The following is a 15,847-nucleotide window of genomic DNA, read 5'->3' on the forward strand; positions in this document are numbered from 1 at the left end:
GAGTATGGATAAAATTAGCTTTATCGCTCCGTGTTTTAATGAAGAGTCTGTCATCGAGGAGTATTACTCGCGTTTGTGCGAAATTGCTAAGCAATACGATCAGTATTTGTTTGAGTTTGTTGTAGTTAATGATGCTAGTGTTGATAAAAGTGCAGTAATTTTAGACAAGCTGGCTATGGCGGATGAACGATTAGTGATCGTGCATCTTGCTGCGAATGTTGGGCAGCAAACCGCTTTGTTTGCTGGAATCGAAGCTGCAACTGGAGATATTAATATTACCATTGATATCGATCTTCAAGATCCCCCAGAAGTTATTACACAGTTCTTGGAAGAGATCGATAAAGGCTTTGATATCGTCCATGCCCAACGCTTGTCGAGAAGAAATGAAACCGCTTTTAAGCTAATTAGTGCAAAATTGTTTTACCGCTTTTTATCCCTTACTTCTCCCGCTAATTTAATTGAAGATTGCGGTGATTTTCGAGCATTTACTAAGCCAGTTAGAGAGGCCATTTCATGTTACCGAGAGAAGCACAAATACTTGAGGGGTATTTTTGCCATTATCGGATTTAATCAAACCATTATTCAATATGAACGTGATGGTAGACATGCAGGAGAAACGAAGTATTCACTTACTAAGATGTTTGCTTTAGCGTCAGACGCGGTACTTAATTTTTCCCGCTTTCCTATTCAACTGATGTTTGTTATCTCAACATTGATGTGGTCACTTGGCTTGTTATATCTCACCAAAGCACTAGTAAGTAAGTTCGTTTTTGGCACAACTGTCGATGGTTGGACATCAATCATCTTTTTCCAAGTCTTTTTCTCAGGGATTTTATTGTTCTTTATTGCCTTAATCGGCTCTTACGTCGGGCGAATTTTCGAGCAAGGTCAAGACCGACCCGATTACATTATTCGTTACACAAGGAATATAAAGAGTAGCGATGAAGATAGTTAAGTTTGGTTCAGTGGGTATCATGAATACTCTGGTCAGTTACCTCGTTTTTTGTGTTCTTATTTATTTTGATGTCTATTATTTGACATCTTCTGTTTTGTCTTTTTTAGTGGGTTCTGCCTTTAGTTACATCATGAACTCAATATATACGTTTTCTGTTTGTACAAATGTAAGAAGCTTTTTTAAATTCATCACCATAACGGCAGGATCATTGTTCTTGAGTGTTTTGCTGCTTTATATCTTTAAAAGTATTGTAGGCATTCATGTTCTCATTTCGCAGATTTTGGTCGTGTTGATTCGTTTCCCAATTGTATATCTATTAATGAAACGCATCATCTTTAATCAAGCTCATTTGTTTCAGCGCTGAAAAGAGGTGACTTATGAAAACGAATCGGCAAGAAAAACAAGATTTCTACAGTGATTCTGAAACGGTGAAAAAGTATGAAGATCTACGTTTTTCAAATGTTGGTGGACAATTTGTACATCAGTCTGAAGTGTCTTTGTTTTCACAGTTTCTTAATATCTGCTCCTTGCAAGAGTCAATTCTAGATATACCCTGTGGCACGGGAAGAATGCTTCCAACTATTAAGGCGTCTGGCTTTAAAAAAGTTTATGCGGCAGATTACTCTGATGAGATGCTCGCAGTTTGTTACGAGAACCCTTTGTTCCAAAAAACACATTTTTCTAAACAAGACATCTATTCAACGACATATCCAGAGCAGCAGTTTTCAGTAGTATTATCTAGTCGTTTTCTGTTTCATTGCGATGATCAAGATCGGTTGTTTTCGGAGTTTGAACGGGTAATTGCACCAGAAGGATATCTTATTTTTGATAGCCTAAGGTGGTCTCCGCGAACTTGGACCCGACTTTTTTCTGAACAGCTAGGAGGAGATGTTTACACCAATAGCACATCTAGTATTTACAAGTTGGCAGATGCACACGGTTTCGAGGTTATAGACTCTCAAGTGATCCTGCTCTTTCCTAGCTTTGTCTATAACTTTATTCCAGGCATTTTAATGCGCCCGTTGATATGGCTTGAGTCAATTTGGCCGAGTTTACTCAAAACGAAACAAGTTTGGATACTTAAGAAGCGATGAGTGAAGCAAGAGTTAGATGGCTACTTGGGATTAACTTAAGTCTGTTATTCGGTTTTTATGTTTACATCATATTCAATCTCGCGCTCGTTAATGATGATTACATGGCGCTTTATACCACATGGTTAATGAGCGTTGGGAAACGGCCGAATCTTGACTTCAATGTTGATAGCTATACTTTGCTTTTTGATTGGATGACGCCAGTTTACTTTTTCTTTGGCGAACGATTCGAGCTTATTTACGTTTTTCGTTCGTTTTTTGTTTTGTTTTTGTTGGCGATAGGTTGGCAAGTCTATGTGCTTCTTCGCCAAATATTTACAGTCAATATTGCACTCACTACATTGTTATTGCTCTTTGCCTCTTCTGCGATGGTGATGCGTGGCATTGACCTTCGTCCTGACCTCGTTATTCTTTTTCTTTGGTTACAAATAATCATTGTGTTGTATGTGTGCCCAGGAAGTGATGCTCATAAATTGTTTTGGGTGGGGTTATTATTCGGGCTTGCGATACTCTTCAAATTTAAGGCGATTTTGATTGGCGTAGTGATTGGGCTCTTCGGGCTTATTCGGCTAATTCAAAAGCGCTCCGTACGTGACTTTGTCTTGGATGTCAGTGCGCTTTTGTTAGGCATTATCTCTTGCGTAGCTTTGTTTGTTGCGACCGTTGGAATCTCTTCACTTGAACTGTTTTTGTACACGACGTTTGATTTATTTCTGTATTCGACATCGCATGTTAGTGACGCAAACTCTCTGAAGGTTGATGTACTGATACAGTACTTTTTACATGATATTGTTTATTGGCTGTTTGCTCTCATAGGAGTGGGAATATGTGTCGATAAGTGGAAAGTACTGTCGTTTAAGCAAGCTCAGTTTTTGATAGCTTTGGTTATATTAGCTGTGTTGTCGGTTTTGGCTAACCCCCACTATCATGCATATAACTTGGTCACACTTTACCCTATACTTGCGGTATTTGTTGCGTTCTCAATCCAGTACGTTGTTTCATCTACTCGGGAGTGGTCGAAAGGGACGGTCGTCACTTGTATCGTACTATTCTTGATTGTGATTGCTCGTATCCTCCACTATCCGGTACAACATAATAATCAGCACCAAGTCGCCCTACAAACATTCATAGAAAGGCACACGCAAGTTGACGACGCTGTCTTTGCCTATGAAGGAATAGGTCTTTTTCGTCCATCTACTTATCATTGGCGAACATCTGCCATCAAGATAGACAACTACTATCGGGGTCAGTATGACGTTTGGCAGGAAATTCGTGCAGTAAAGCCGATACTCATCGTCGAAAGTTATCGAATTCCTGATTGGTTATTAGAGGAGGACCGTGATGCTCTTCGGCAACACTATGTATCTATTGCTCCGTTTATTCTGACTCTTGGGTTAAAAACACAATCTAGTGTTCGAGGCGATTTACTGCGCTCGGGTTGGTACGTGCTTGAGAGTGATCGCTTGAACCGTTGCTTTATTGATGGTGTTGGTGTGTCTGTCGGAGAGAAGATATGGCTCAACTCCGGAGCGTATACACTGATGTCCCAAGATGGTACTTGTACTCTTCATTGGTATTTTTCTCACCTTGGCATTGAGGCGCTCAGGCAAAGCAATCCTGAGAGTTCCCCCTATTTGTTTGGCCCTTAGCAAAAGTTGTAGAACCTAGTTTTGTTCCCCTATAACCCCTTCAAATACTGCGCGTTGGCTGTTGGTTGAATCATGGCATTCAGCGTTTGGACGGTTTGTTCGCTGTGTTCTTCAAGTAGAGCTAAGAACGCGTCAATCAACTCAGGTTTGCTTGCTGAGACTTTCGTTTCGGTCTGGATATCACGCAGATCGATCAACACATCGGTAAATAATTGAGGCAGATCGTGCAGCACTTGCAGGTTTAAGACGTTGTGTTCGCTGTAGATCGAATTGTGGCTGCCTTTCTGTTTTTGCACCACGTAAGGATTGTCTTTTAAGTTGATGATAGACGTGCGTTTATCACAGCGTTTCAAACAACCTTTGTTGACCTTCACCTTACGGCATCCTTCGGTTTGTTGGAACAAACATTGGCGGCTCGTGAGTAGGGTATTTGGATGATAAATGCTGTAGAAGCTGCGCATGTTTTTCGGACGCTTTATGTGACGCATCTGCTTCATATTCAGCTCGTTAGAAACAAACGCGCCACTTGCCGCGAACTCGTCTTGAAGGCATTTAAACGCGTATGAGTTCACCGTGTTCATTTGTGGGCCTGCCACCCAGCCTAAGCCGAGCTCTTTTGCGAGCATGCCGACGCCTGAGTTGTTGGTGATCAACAATTCAGGTTGGATGGTTTCCAAAAATACACGAGCGGATTGGTAGTCTTCGCCAATCAAAATGGCAGGGAACCAAGGTTTGAGCATTGGGTTGGCTTGGAACAATTCAATCATCGCGCTCAGTTCACCAGACAATCCCATTGGCAATTGATAGTAAACATCAATGTCGTGGTATTCGCACAGCATGGCTTCTTGTGCTGACGAGATCAGAACCGATAATTTTGGCGCACCTTGGCGAGGTTCTGGTTGAGGTAACGCTGGCAGAGTTGGCACATCAATCGACCCTTTCAAGCTGCTGCCGGATACTTGTGTTGAAGTGACATCGAACGACTTAGTTTGCTCTGCCACTTTCTCAATGATCGCGGTTTTGTCATCGTAGAGTTTCTTTTTCACCGCTTGTACATCATCAGCAGACTGGCATTGGTAAACCTTCGAAAAATGCTTTACAGCATGGTCGCGCGGGTTGTCGATGTACATCGCCTTGCCGAAATCACCTTGCAAAAATGCGTTGGAGAAATCACGGTTGAACACCGTGTATAACTCTGTGGTGTCTTCAGAGAGTTCCAAACCCTCGCACAAGCGATCAATCTGTTTACGCCAGTTATCGACCACGGTATAGACGTAGTGCGATTTCTTGATTCGTCCTTCCACTTTTAAGGAATACACACCCGCATCAGCAAGCGCTTCTAAATCGCTAAATGCGGAGTTGTCTTTCATATTGAGTGGGTAGTTGTTGCCTGTTTTGGTCGTTTCGTACTGTTCGCGACAAGGTTGGCTACAGCGTCCACGGTTACCTGATGCGCCATTGCGAGCTGAACTGATGTAGCAAATTCCGGAGAATCCGATGCAGTATGAGCCGTGGACAAACACTTCCATCATTACGTTGTGCTCGCGACCAAATTGCGCCAGATGTTTTATTTCATCGATGTTAAGTTCGCGAGATAAGTTTACTCGGCTTGCGGTGAGCTGGTTGAGAAAGAGGATTTGGCCTTCGTTATGCGTGTTCAGTTGCGTTGACGCGTGCACATCCAAATCGGGAAAGTGATGTTTGAGAATATAGGTCAGACCGAGATCTTGCACGATCACGCCATCGATTTTGGTGGTGTTCAGTTGGCTGAGTAAGCGAACAATCGCCGGAATTTCACTTTCTAAAATCAGCACATTCAATGTTAGGAAAATCTTACAGCTGTGCTGATGAGCCAACGTTAACACGCCATTTAAGTTATCTAAGGTGAGGTTGGTCGCTCGGTTACGAGCATTGAAGCGGTCGAGCCCACAGTAAATTGCATCGGCGCCAGCGGCAATGGCGGCTTTGATGGAATCTAAATCACCACCGGGTGCTAATAACTCAAATTGATCGCGTGTCACTACTTTTCTCTTTCTTACTAAAATAGGCTGCAAATGTTACGTATTTCACGCTTTTGATGCTCAGCTAGTTAATGCTTTATTAATCTGAATCAATTAATCCGTGTTACACGGTCGACTTTTGAGTGGGTAGAGTGCAATTCGCGATAGCGGAATCTGACTTCTATAGTTTTCCTACACTTGGTTTTTCTATATCTAGTTTTCGACTCAGAGAGAGGAAGGGACGACAAATGAAAAAAGTAATCATCGGGTTGGTCGTGGCGTTGACGTCATTAAGTGCGTTGGCTGGTGAGGGCGTGGTAACCGTTGCGAGCACGCATTCAGCAAAAGATACGGCGGATAAATTTGTCGCTATCGCGCAAGAAAAAGGGTTGAACGTCTTTGCGCGCATTAACCATCAAGAGAACGCAGTGAAAGTCGATATGACGTTGCGACCAACTGAAGTTATCGTGTTTGGGAACCCTAAAGTGGGCACACCACTGATGATCTGTGCGCAGGAGGTGGCGCTCGATTTACCCCAAAAAGTGTTGGTGTATGAAGATGCTGAAGGTAAAACGTGGTTAGCTTACAACGATCCGATGTATTTAAAACAGCGCCATCATATTGAAGGCTGCGACGAGGTATTGAACAAAATCAGCGGCGTGCTGGGCAATTTAACCAACGCGGCGGCGAAGTAGGGTTGGTTATTGGCTTCGCTTTTTTAACTCCGAAAACGAAAAAGCCAACCTCACAAGGAGGTTGGCAAATCTTACCTATATTGGGGGAGGTAAGATCAGGAGGTGGCGAGTACGCTGTGCACTTCTGACTTAATTGAGTCAGACTGCGTGCCGAAAATCGCTTGTAAACTGTCGCCAATCACTAACACATCTCGCGCGCCAAGTGCTTTTAGCTTAGCAACATCAACGTTAGCGATGTCTTTCACCGAGACACGCAGACGAGTGATACACGCATCGACTGACTTAATATTGGCTTTGCCGCCCAATGCAGCGACTACATCCACCGCAATTTCATCAGGCTGTCCGGCAATCTTCACTTCTGCAATGTCGGTTTCACGACCCGGCGTTTTCAGATCCAACTTCACAATTAGGAAGCGGAACAAGCCATAGTACAGCGTCGCCCAGATTGGACCGATGATGATGAACATCCACGCGTTGGTCGACATTGGGTAGTAAAGGAAGAACTGGATCGCGCCGTGCGCAAAGTCAGTACTGTGTTTGATTTCCAAAAACGCGGTGATCGCAAACGCAATACCGGTGAGGAAAATATGGATCACGTACAGCACTGGCGCGACGAATAGGAAGGTAAATTCGATTGGCTCTGTGATACCAGTCAACCAAGAGGTCAACGCCGCAGACATCATCAAACCGCCGACGATTTTCTTACGCTCAGGAGACGCGCAGTGGTAAATCGCCAGTGCCGCTGCTGGTAGTGCCCACATGGAGTACATAAAGCCACCAGACAGATAACCTGCGGTTTTATCGCCCGCGAAGAAGCGAGTGAGCTCACCGGTAAACTCTTTGCCGGTTTCTGGGTCTACATAGCTGCCGACTTCAAAGAAGAACGGCGCATTCCAGATGTGGTGCAAACCAACCGGGAGTAATGAACGTTCGCCCGCGCCGTAAACCGCCCACGCGAGTACAGGGTTTTGGTACGCTGCCCAATGAGAGAATGCATCAAGAAGTTGTCCGACAGGTGGCCATGCAAACGCGAGAATCGCACCAACGACGATCGCCGATAAACCGGTGACAATGGGCACAAATCGCTTACCCGCGAAGAAGCCCAAATACTCCGGCAGTTTGATGTTGTAGAAGCGGTTGTACATGATTGCCGCGACCGCACCGATAAAGATGCCGCCAAACACCCCGGTTTGCAGCGTCTCAACGCCCATGATGGTGGCGTCAGTTTCTAAGCCGCGCAAGCCAGTCACGATACCGAGCGATGCGTTCATAATAATTAGGCCAACTAAGCCAGCGAGCGCAGCGGCACCGTCATTGCCTTTTGATAACCCGAGCGCTACACCGACCGCAAACATCAACTGCATGTTGCCGAACACGCCTTCACCGGCGGCGAGCATCACTTTGTTGACCGCGTCTGGAATAAACGCAAACCCCGCGTTACCAATACCCAGCATCAAGCCGGCCACCGGTAACACCGCCACAGGCAGCATCAACGACCGCCCTATTTTTTGTAGTTGTCCAAATATACTTGCAAACATGGTTTCCTCCTGACGAATGCCAGTGTTGTAGGACCTGATTCCTTCAGGTCATGTTGTTTCACGTTAGGTCAGGATGATCATAGCGAGCAAGGCGGCGCCTAAGGTTACAAAAGGCAATCAGTTTGTAAGTGGCCGCTTACAAATCTCTTACACCGAGAAGTGAAAATTGTAATCGGCTCGATTGTGCATGGGCGTTTAAGAATGCATCATATTGGCCAGCGCCAAACTCAGGGGCAGACACAGGGACGGACACAGGGGAAATAGGATGGAAAACAAGCAGATACTGGTCGTCGATGACAACCTCGACCTTCGCGAAGCGTTGTCAGATTACCTTGGCCGCGCTGGGTTTGAAGTGCTTTGCGCAGAAAACGGCGGCGTGATGTGGCAACTGCTCAACGATCACCATCCTGATTTAATCATCCTCGATATTATGATGCCCGGTGAAGACGGCTTTACCCTGTGCCAGAAACTGCGCAAAAACTCCGATATCCCGATCATCATGCTGACCGCCGTCACTGAAGAAGCCGACCGAGTCGCAGGGCTAGAAATGGGCGCTGACGACTACATCACCAAATCATTCAGTCCGCGTGAACTGCTCGCACGCATCAAAACCATTCTGAGACGCAGCCAATCGACCGCCAATAGCAAACTGACGCGTAAAGTGCGTTTTGATGATTGGTTATTAGATACCGTAACCCGGCAACTGACCCACGTTGCTAGCCGCGAGGTTAAGCAACTGAGTGGCGCGGATTTGTCGCTGCTCGGTTTGTTCGTCAACCACGCGCAATCAATATTGTCTCGCGATGACATTGCGCGCGAGATCTGGGGACGCGATGCCGACCCGTTTGAACGCGGTATTGACGTGCAGATCAGCCGCTTGCGTCATCACCTTGAAGATAAAGATCGTTCGCTGATCCTAACAGTGCGCAACAAAGGCTACATGCTGACCACGGACGTGCATTATGAGAATTAAACGCTGGACGGGATCACTGGTCGTTCGCACCAGTGTGTTCTTGTTGCTGGTGATCATTTTGGCACAGGTATTATCCGGGATTATCTGGTATCAACACGCCAGCGAACGCGATAAAGAAGGCCTGACCACCACAGTCAAAAGCTTAGCATTGAGCGCTTCTTCCACCATCGCTTTCTTTCAAACCCTCCCTTCGGAATATCGCCACTTGGTGCTCAATCAACTACGCAACATGGGTGGTACGCGCTTTTTCGTCTCACTCAACAATCACCAGATTGACGTCGACCCACTGCCAGAGAGCGAGCGCAAAACGTTGGTCATCAACCAAGTTCGCGAGGTATTAGAAAGCGAGCTGAGCGGCATTCCTAATATCGAGGTGGAGTTCACCCAGCGCGACAAACTCAAAGTGTTCAACAACGAGCTACCTATCGACGAACTACCGCTATTGTGGGCGCATTATTCGCTTTCGTTTGGTGACCTCAATCCGCCTATTCTGGTGATGCAGGTCGAAGTCGCGCAGAACGAATGGTTTTATCTCGCGGCGGTGCTACCCGCGCCTTACATCAACCTAGAGACTAACTATTTTGAGCTGCGCCAATGGCTGACGCTATTGGTGTCCGCGCTAATGCTGTTGCTGTGTACCTGGTTTATCGTTCGCAAAGAAATTCAACCCATTCGAGAGCTGGCAAAAGCCGCAACCCTGATGTCGAGCCGATTAGACGTGCCCGAAGTCTCTGAACGCGGCAGTAACGAACTGAAAGCGGCGGTACGTGCGTTTAACAAAATGAACCGACGCATCGACAGCCACATTAAAGACCGCGAGATGCTGTTCAGTGCCATTTCACACGATCTGAAAACGCCGATTGCTTGCCTAAAACTACGGGCGGAAATGCTGGATGACGACGCCGACCGAGAACGCTTTATCCGCCTGAGTAACGACCTAGATTTGATGGTCAAAGGCGCATTGCAATGCATTAAAGAGACCGATATCCACGAGGAAATCGAGCCGATCAATTTCACCCAACTGATTCAGCACATTTCCGCCAATATCGCCGATGCGCCGGACACGATTCACATCCACGGTGAAATCCGCACCCACTTTGCTGGTAAACCGTTAGCGATTAAGCGCTGCATTCAGAATCTGGTCGATAACGCGCTCAAATACGGCCATCAAGCGGACATTACGCTGAGTGAAAGCCCAGAGTCGATCCAGATTGAAATTGAAGATCACGGTGACGGTGTTGACGATTTATTACTTGAAAAGCTCTGCCAGCCATACTTCCGCGCTAGCAACTATAAAGAAGGCAGTGGGCTGGGGTTAACCATTTCACAGAGTATTGCAAAGGCTCATGGCGGCAACTTGTTGCTGAGCCATTCTCAGTTTGGCGGCCTCTGCGCCACACTGACTTTCCCGAGAGACTGACTATGAACAAACTGGCATTCTTGTTCCCACTGTTGCTCACCCCTTGCGTCGCTCACGCTGAGTCGCCACAAGGGGTAGAGTTTTTACATTGGTGGACTTCTGACGGCGAACAGCAAGCGCTGCAAACACTCAAAGCTCAGCTAAAACGGCACGATATTGAGCTGCTGCAAAGCCCGGTGCTAGGCGGTGGTGGCGACAGCGCAATGACGGTACTGCAAGCTCGCGCGCTGGCGGGCAATCCACCGAGCTTCGCGCAAATCGAAGGGCCAAGTATTAAGGCGTGGGATGCCATCGGTATTTTGCACAACGTCAACGCGGTTGCCGATGAGCAGCGCTGGGACGAAGTGCTCTACCCGCTGTCTATTGAAATCAACAAAACACAAAACGGCTATATCGCCCTGCCACTTACGCTGCACCGTTTGAACTGGTTGTGGGTCAACCACAAACTGCTTAAACAACTGAATCTGTCAGCGCCGAAAAACTGGCAAGAGATGTTCGCTGCCATGGAGCTTGCGAAGCAAAATGGCATTGTACCGATCGCGGTCGGTGAGCAGCCGTGGCAAGTCGCCCAACTTTTCGAGAACTTAGTGATCTCCACTGGCGGCGTTGAGTTCTACACCAATGCAATGGTTAAACTAGAACGCGACAGCATCGACAGCGACACCCTGCGCCAAGCGCTGACGCAATTTCGCCGCCTGAGCTTGTTGATAGACAACCAATTACCCGACAGTAAGTGGGATACGGCGACCCAAGCGCTAGCCGACGGTCAAGCGCTGTTTCAAATCGGCGGAGATTGGATTTTGGGTGAGCTGCTCGCCAATCAAGTCTCAGTCCCGCAAGAGGTCGGCTGTTACCCAACGCCGGACAGCGATGGTGTATTCCTCTACAACATGGACAGCTTGGTGTTTATGTCGAGCAAGTCGTTTTCTGCCGAGGCGGCTCAGCAAACCGCAAGCGCGCTGGCAGATGTCGAGTTTCAAGCTAAGTTCAATAAGGTAAAAGGCTCGATTCCGGTACGTACCGATATCGACATCAGCGATTTTAATCCGTGTCAGGTCCAGTCATATCAAGACTTTCACTACGGCGTTAAACACAACCTCGCTGTGCCGAGTATGATTGATTCGATGGCGGTCAATCCGGTTGCCCAGCAAGCGATAAACTCGGAAATTTTCCGCTTTTACCGCAATCCCAAGATGGAACCCGACGAGCTGATAAAACGCATTATTGCTATTTCGCAAAGCGGTTAATGGCAATGAATTTGTGCCGAGTGGAATAAAAAAGCCCCAATGATTGGGGCTTGAGTAAAGCGAAGTATGCCGTTTAGAAATAGTGGAAGATCGGCGGTTCATGCATCAAGAAGTTTTGATGGGAGATGTTCCACGCATAGGCGCCCGCTAAGGTAAACACAACATAATCACCAATATCGACGTGGGCGACGTGTTGATTGCGTGCCAGCACATCTTTGGGCGTACAAAGCTGGCCGACAAAGGTCGCTTGTGCATGCTGAATTGGGTGAGAAATCTCATGGTGTTGCTCGCTTTTCAGGATGACGAATGGATGATCATGGCTCTGCGCTGCTGGCGTGCGGAAATGGTGGGTTCCTCCGCGTGCGATGACAAAGTTTTCGCCAAGATTTTGCTTAATATCCAGCACTTCCATCACGTAATAACCGCATGCCGCCGTGATGAAACGTCCGCATTCAAAACGCAGTGTCCAATCTTGCACTTGCTCTTTGGCGATGAGGAATTCCAACTTGTCGCAAAACTCCATCCACGGAAAGTGTTGCTCAGGGTTTTGGTAGTTAATCCCCATGCCTCCGCCTAAGTTGATCATCAGCTCACCGAGTTCAAACTCTTGTTGCCACGCTTTCACGACTTGGAAATAGCGCTGCATTAACGCTAAGTGACGTTCAACATCGAGCTGATGCGACATCAAGTGAAAATGGAAGCCTTTGAGTGACACTTGCGGGAAATCGCGCAGCAACATCAAAGCATTGCTCAGTTCGGACTCGTCAAAACCAAAAGGGGTCGGCTTGCCGCCCATCGCTAACTTGCTGAGCGTGATGTCGCCGATATCAATGTTCATACGCAAAAAGATCGAAGCAGGGCGGTTGAGGCGCTCGGTTAGTGCTCCAATGCGTTGTAGCTCGGTGAGGCTTTCGACGTGAATTGCATCGACATCAAGCTCAATCGCTTGTTGCAATTCACTTGGCATTTTTCCTGGGCCACCGAAGATCAATGGCTTATCGAGTTGTTGCTGGTGGAGGTGTGTCAACTCCCCGCCAGATGCCGCTTCAAAACCATCGACATACGGCGCGAGCGTTTTAAGAATCGGGCCCGATGGATTGGCTTTGGCCGCGTAAAATAGCTCGACATTTTTCGGCAAAACGTGACGCAGTTGTTTGATGTGTTCTTCTAAGGCGTTTAGGTCATACAAGTACGCGCACAAAGGTTGATTTTGCTGCTGTGCGAGCGTGTGAACTTGTTGGCTAACGCGTGTCGGTAGAGAGAGGGAATTAGACATGTTGCGCTCCTTTTTCGTGTTGCTGCCAAGGCGCGGCGACTTGGGTATAGCCCGACTCTTTATCGGCTTTTTGCATCAAGCGCGTGGTGAAATTATTTTTGCTTGGGAAGTGACCGCCATTCAGCAACGCTTCTAGTTCCGGCTGTTTTCCACTCACTGATTGCCAACGCACAATGGCACTTTGCACCGCATTCCACAGCGTTTGCTCTAGTGGCTCATCATCTTCTGCGATGAAGAAAATCGCTTCGCTGATGTTGTTGATAAAGGTGCAGTATCCGATGCGATTCCAGCCTTGTTCGCGACTGTAGTAAACCGATTGTCGCGCGCGTTCAGACAAATCAGTTAATGTTTCTGCTGGCCAGAACTCCGGCAGTAATTTAGTGCCTTCCAAATCACGAATCCAAACACAACACGGCATCTCTTGCTCAAAGCCAATCAAGGTGTTTTGCAAATGCGGCTCAAACGCCACCCCGTGTTTGAAGTAGTAATTAAACACGCCCGGAATTAGGCAATGCAAATAGCGTTCAAACCACAGTGTCGCGATGTCGGAATAGCGATTTTGCGTAGTACGCGCTTTGTTTTTAAGGCGTTGAGCAATGCAACTGTTGCCGTTTTTGTCGTAAGCAAACAGAGCGCCTGCGAGGGTTGGTTTTAAGATGTCGACTTCGCTCAGCGAGAAATTTTCGCGATACAAAATCCCAAACGATTCGCGCGCTTTGGTGTTGTCATCCCAATTGCGCTCAGCGACACTTTCTAGATTCAACGTGGTGGCGTAAGGCTCCGTCATCACCTTAAATACGGGGTTGTGCAGCTGTTCGTTTTCTCTAATTGGTTTAAGAATCGACGTGATCTGCACGGCGCTGTCGAGTTCGTACCACGCGTTTTTGCGCACGCAATTGGTTAATCGTACGTTGATGGAGAATTTCGAAAACCAGTCCATGTCTGGGTGGTAGAGGGTACGAACTGAAGAGGTTGGCTGCATCTTTTCACCACCTAACCCCAGTGGCGTGATCTTGCCTTGTTCAATGGCACGCTTCACGCTTGGGTTGCTCAAAATGGTGTAGCTTTCCCAAGGATGGCAAGGGTAGAGGGTCTTCCCATTGTTGGTGGCGTGTTGTGGCGCGAGCTGTTGTAGCATGCGCTGCGCAGGGTTAGCTTCTCCGTCAGAACTCAGCACATCAAGTAAGGACGTATCCACTTCAAACCAGTACAACGGGACTTGCGCGCCGACTTCTGGAGAAAACGCCAAGAGATCATCCATGGTGACGCCCGAACGACTTTTCGGGGTCGGATGGAAAGTATGCCCCCAAATCAGAGATTGTTCCGAAGCGATAAACTCGTTGTGATGCGATTTGGCCGCGACGTTGAGAAACTGCTCGGTAACCAGCACGCTATTTTCCAGTTGTTCGATCAGCTCATGGTTAAATGGGATCGCCAACACCTGCTTGAGATAGTTAAGCAAAAGCGTAAGAGTTTGCGTGGCATCCAATTTCGCCCAACCAGATCCCGGCATTTTCGCCCAAGGCAGTTCTGCCAATTTGATTTTGCCCAGTTTGCTCGCGTAGTGAATCGGCAAAACCAACACGCCATTTTGTTGAGACAGATGAACGGCTACCCGTTGTTTGGCGGAATAGTTGCGTTTTAACGTTTGGGGTAGCGATGTCGATTGGTAGTGCCATTCCACTTGTTGATTCGGTAGCGCAAATTCACGTAAGTAACAATTAAGAACACCCATTATCGTGTTGAGTTGGGCCTTCTCGCGATTGAGCTGCACATCATGCGCGCACAACTCGCTAGTCTGAGAGGATTGAGTTTGTAACATGTTGATTTCCAAATTTTGAATGGAGAACCAGCGCGATCAAGGTGATTACGCTGACTATCGCAGAAAGTAAGAAAGGAACCTCAAGTAGCCCCAAGCTAGAAATGAAAGAAGCGCAAAATCCCGCTGCCACGCCACCCCATTTGGACATGGCATCAAAGCGAGAAAATACTTTGCCACTGAGTTTGCGATCCAGATTGCTCGCAAGATGCTGATGCAATCCGTGATAACAACACACCATCGCGATGCCGAAGATAATTCTCGCAGCAATGAGTGCGATTTCGGACGCAATCAAATGCAAGACAGAGCTCACGGCAAGCAATGCAAACCCGAGCCACAACGTGCGCAGCGGTTGATGGCGATTCAGCCCATCTGACAACACGTGGATTTTGCCTGCCAGCAACAGATAGACGCCATGCGGCAGTGCGTACAAAAAACCGATCCATGCGTGGTTAGTGATGCCATATTGCTGCACAAACGGCGAGAAATAAGGAAAGGTCACCACCATGGAAAACGCAAACCCGAACTGAGCAAAGAAGATCCAACGAATGCCATGCATTGCGTTTTTCTGTGCAACCGGTTTTTCTTGCTGAGATTCTGAGTTTGGCTTTTCGAGGTTTCGTTCGGCAGGTTTATCCACTGGCAGTGTTAGCGTGATGCCCATAGCAATTAAAGGCAAAACGCATAACCAAAGGTACGCGTTGAGCGGGTTGGTCTCTGACAAGCTCCAGCCGAGCCCAATGGGCGCAACGATCAGCGCCAAGCGAGCAGATAGTTGGGTTTTATTGAGTGACTTGCCGAGTGTTTTGGCTTCTTTAATTTGACTAGATAAGTAGCTGTTCGAGGCGGCCATGGTGCCGCCAAAGGTTCCTTGAACAATAAGACCAAACACAAACATGGCGAGGTTGTCTGCCAAGCCGCACAGCGCAAACCCTGCTGCAAGGCCAAGTTGTGCACGCAAGAGTGAGCGGCGGCGACCGTAGCGATCGGCAAAGTTGCCCCAAAATCGCGCCGCCAACGCAGTACAAAACGTGGGTAGGATAAACAATACCCCTGCCCAGTCCGCATCAATGCTTGCGCCTAACGTTGGCAACACGACGGGTAGAAATAGCGGCATACCTAACGCGGCAAACGCAGCGATAAAGTGGCACAACAACACACTGTAGATGAGTTTGGTCATAATC

At 47.5% G+C, this 15,847-nt stretch carries 13 protein-coding genes; 8 read left to right on the forward strand and 5 right to left on the reverse strand.

Annotated features, from left to right (window positions below; all coding sequences use genetic code 11):
• The first annotated feature begins 4 nt into the window (after positions 1-4).
• Genes R7P67_RS00860 through R7P67_RS00875 form a run of 4 tightly spaced genes read left to right on the forward strand, consistent with a single transcriptional unit; the run spans position 5 to position 3,695 of the window.
• Positions 5-955, forward strand: coding sequence for a glycosyltransferase family 2 protein (locus R7P67_RS00860; RefSeq protein ID WP_130545676.1), 951 nt, complete (start codon positions 5-7; stop codon positions 953-955).
• On the forward strand, positions 942-1,319 hold the full coding sequence (locus R7P67_RS00865) for a GtrA family protein (RefSeq protein WP_167415812.1): 378 nt from the start codon (positions 942-944) through the stop codon (positions 1,317-1,319). Before R7P67_RS00860 ends, R7P67_RS00865 begins: the two co-directional genes overlap by 14 nt.
• Before the next feature lie 13 nt (positions 1,320-1,332).
• Positions 1,333-2,049 (forward strand): class I SAM-dependent methyltransferase, encoded by a 717-nt coding sequence (locus R7P67_RS00870; RefSeq protein WP_154204080.1) that lies wholly within the window; start codon positions 1,333-1,335, stop codon positions 2,047-2,049.
• Complete coding sequence (locus R7P67_RS00875) at positions 2,046-3,695, forward strand: glycosyltransferase family 39 protein (RefSeq protein ID WP_262653167.1); 1,650 nt, start codon at positions 2,046-2,048, stop codon at positions 3,693-3,695. Before R7P67_RS00870 ends, R7P67_RS00875 begins: the two co-directional genes overlap by 4 nt.
• Before the next feature lie 29 nt (positions 3,696-3,724).
• Here R7P67_RS00875 and R7P67_RS00880 read toward each other — a convergent pair whose 3' ends face one another.
• Positions 3,725-5,716, reverse strand: a complete 1,992-nt coding sequence (locus tag R7P67_RS00880) for a U32 family peptidase (protein ID WP_239938460.1) — start codon at positions 5,714-5,716, stop codon at positions 3,725-3,727.
• A 227-nt stretch (positions 5,717-5,943) separates the two neighbouring features.
• On the opposite strand from R7P67_RS00880, the gene R7P67_RS00885 reads away from it, so the two are divergent.
• A complete protein-coding gene (locus R7P67_RS00885; RefSeq protein WP_023584460.1) occupies positions 5,944-6,390 on the forward strand; it encodes a DUF302 domain-containing protein in 447 nt (148 codons plus the stop codon).
• Positions 6,391-6,485: 95 nt separating this feature from the next.
• Here the strand turns inward: R7P67_RS00885 and ptsG are convergent, their stop codons facing one another.
• A complete protein-coding gene (ptsG, locus tag R7P67_RS00890) occupies positions 6,486-7,928 on the reverse strand; it encodes a glucose-specific PTS transporter subunit IIBC (RefSeq protein WP_025500127.1) in 1,443 nt (480 codons plus the stop codon).
• 265 nt (positions 7,929-8,193) lie between these two features.
• Here ptsG and R7P67_RS00895 point away from each other — a divergent pair, with 265 nt between their 5' ends.
• From R7P67_RS00895 to R7P67_RS00905, 3 genes are read left to right on the forward strand one after another with little or no spacing between them, the layout of a single operon-like run.
• The gene (locus R7P67_RS00895) at positions 8,194-8,901 is read left to right on the forward strand and encodes a response regulator (RefSeq protein ID WP_005383484.1); all 708 of its coding nucleotides are present in this window, start codon (positions 8,194-8,196) and stop codon (positions 8,899-8,901) included.
• Positions 8,891-10,321 (forward strand): HAMP domain-containing histidine kinase, encoded by a 1,431-nt coding sequence (locus tag R7P67_RS00900; protein WP_262653171.1) that lies wholly within the window; start codon positions 8,891-8,893, stop codon positions 10,319-10,321. Before R7P67_RS00895 ends, R7P67_RS00900 begins: the two co-directional genes overlap by 11 nt.
• 2 nt (positions 10,322-10,323) lie before the next feature.
• The gene (locus R7P67_RS00905; protein WP_057620153.1) at positions 10,324-11,568 is read left to right on the forward strand and encodes an ABC transporter substrate-binding protein; all 1,245 of its coding nucleotides are present in this window, start codon (positions 10,324-10,326) and stop codon (positions 11,566-11,568) included.
• Between the two features lie 73 nt (positions 11,569-11,641).
• On the opposite strand, the gene R7P67_RS00910 is transcribed toward R7P67_RS00905, so the two are convergent.
• From R7P67_RS00910 to R7P67_RS00920, 3 genes are read right to left on the reverse strand one after another with little or no spacing between them, the layout of a single operon-like run.
• Complete coding sequence (locus R7P67_RS00910) at positions 11,642-12,844, reverse strand: type III PLP-dependent enzyme (protein WP_262653175.1); 1,203 nt, start codon at positions 12,842-12,844, stop codon at positions 11,642-11,644.
• On the reverse strand, positions 12,837-14,666 hold the full coding sequence (locus R7P67_RS00915) for an IucA/IucC family protein (protein WP_262653178.1): 1,830 nt from the start codon (positions 14,664-14,666) through the stop codon (positions 12,837-12,839). Before R7P67_RS00915 ends, R7P67_RS00910 begins: the two co-directional genes overlap by 8 nt.
• Positions 14,638-15,843, reverse strand: coding sequence for an MFS transporter (locus tag R7P67_RS00920; protein ID WP_262653180.1), 1,206 nt, complete (start codon positions 15,841-15,843; stop codon positions 14,638-14,640). The genes R7P67_RS00915 and R7P67_RS00920 overlap by 29 nt, the downstream gene beginning before the upstream one ends.
• Positions 15,844-15,847 lie beyond the last annotated feature (4 nt).

Source organism: Vibrio sp. Vb0937 (assembly GCF_033338855.1).

What these genes read in the sequence shown, in the direction of transcription:
- R7P67_RS00860 (WP_130545676.1), top strand. Translation starts at nt 5, where the DNA reads ATGGATAAAATTAGCTTTATCGCTCCGTGTTTTAATGAAGAGTCTGTC.
- R7P67_RS00865 (WP_167415812.1), top strand. Translation starts at nt 942, where the DNA reads ATGAAGATAGTTAAGTTTGGTTCAGTGGGTATCATGAATACTCTGGTC.
- R7P67_RS00870 (WP_154204080.1), top strand. Translation starts at nt 1,333, where the DNA reads ATGAAAACGAATCGGCAAGAAAAACAAGATTTCTACAGTGATTCTGAA.
- R7P67_RS00875 (WP_262653167.1), top strand. Translation starts at nt 2,046, where the DNA reads ATGAGTGAAGCAAGAGTTAGATGGCTACTTGGGATTAACTTAAGTCTG.
- R7P67_RS00885 (WP_023584460.1), top strand. Translation starts at nt 5,944, where the DNA reads ATGAAAAAAGTAATCATCGGGTTGGTCGTGGCGTTGACGTCATTAAGT.
- ptsG (WP_025500127.1), bottom strand. Translation starts at nt 7,928, where the DNA reads ATGTTTGCAAGTATATTTGGACAACTACAAAAAATAGGGCGGTCGTTG.
- R7P67_RS00895 (WP_005383484.1), top strand. Translation starts at nt 8,194, where the DNA reads ATGGAAAACAAGCAGATACTGGTCGTCGATGACAACCTCGACCTTCGC.
- R7P67_RS00900 (WP_262653171.1), top strand. Translation starts at nt 8,891, where the DNA reads ATGAGAATTAAACGCTGGACGGGATCACTGGTCGTTCGCACCAGTGTG.
- R7P67_RS00905 (WP_057620153.1), top strand. Translation starts at nt 10,324, where the DNA reads ATGAACAAACTGGCATTCTTGTTCCCACTGTTGCTCACCCCTTGCGTC.
- R7P67_RS00910 (WP_262653175.1), bottom strand. Translation starts at nt 12,844, where the DNA reads ATGTCTAATTCCCTCTCTCTACCGACACGCGTTAGCCAACAAGTTCAC.
- R7P67_RS00915 (WP_262653178.1), bottom strand. Translation starts at nt 14,666, where the DNA reads ATGTTACAAACTCAATCCTCTCAGACTAGCGAGTTGTGCGCGCATGAT.
- R7P67_RS00920 (WP_262653180.1), bottom strand. Translation starts at nt 15,843, where the DNA reads ATGACCAAACTCATCTACAGTGTGTTGTTGTGCCACTTTATCGCTGCG.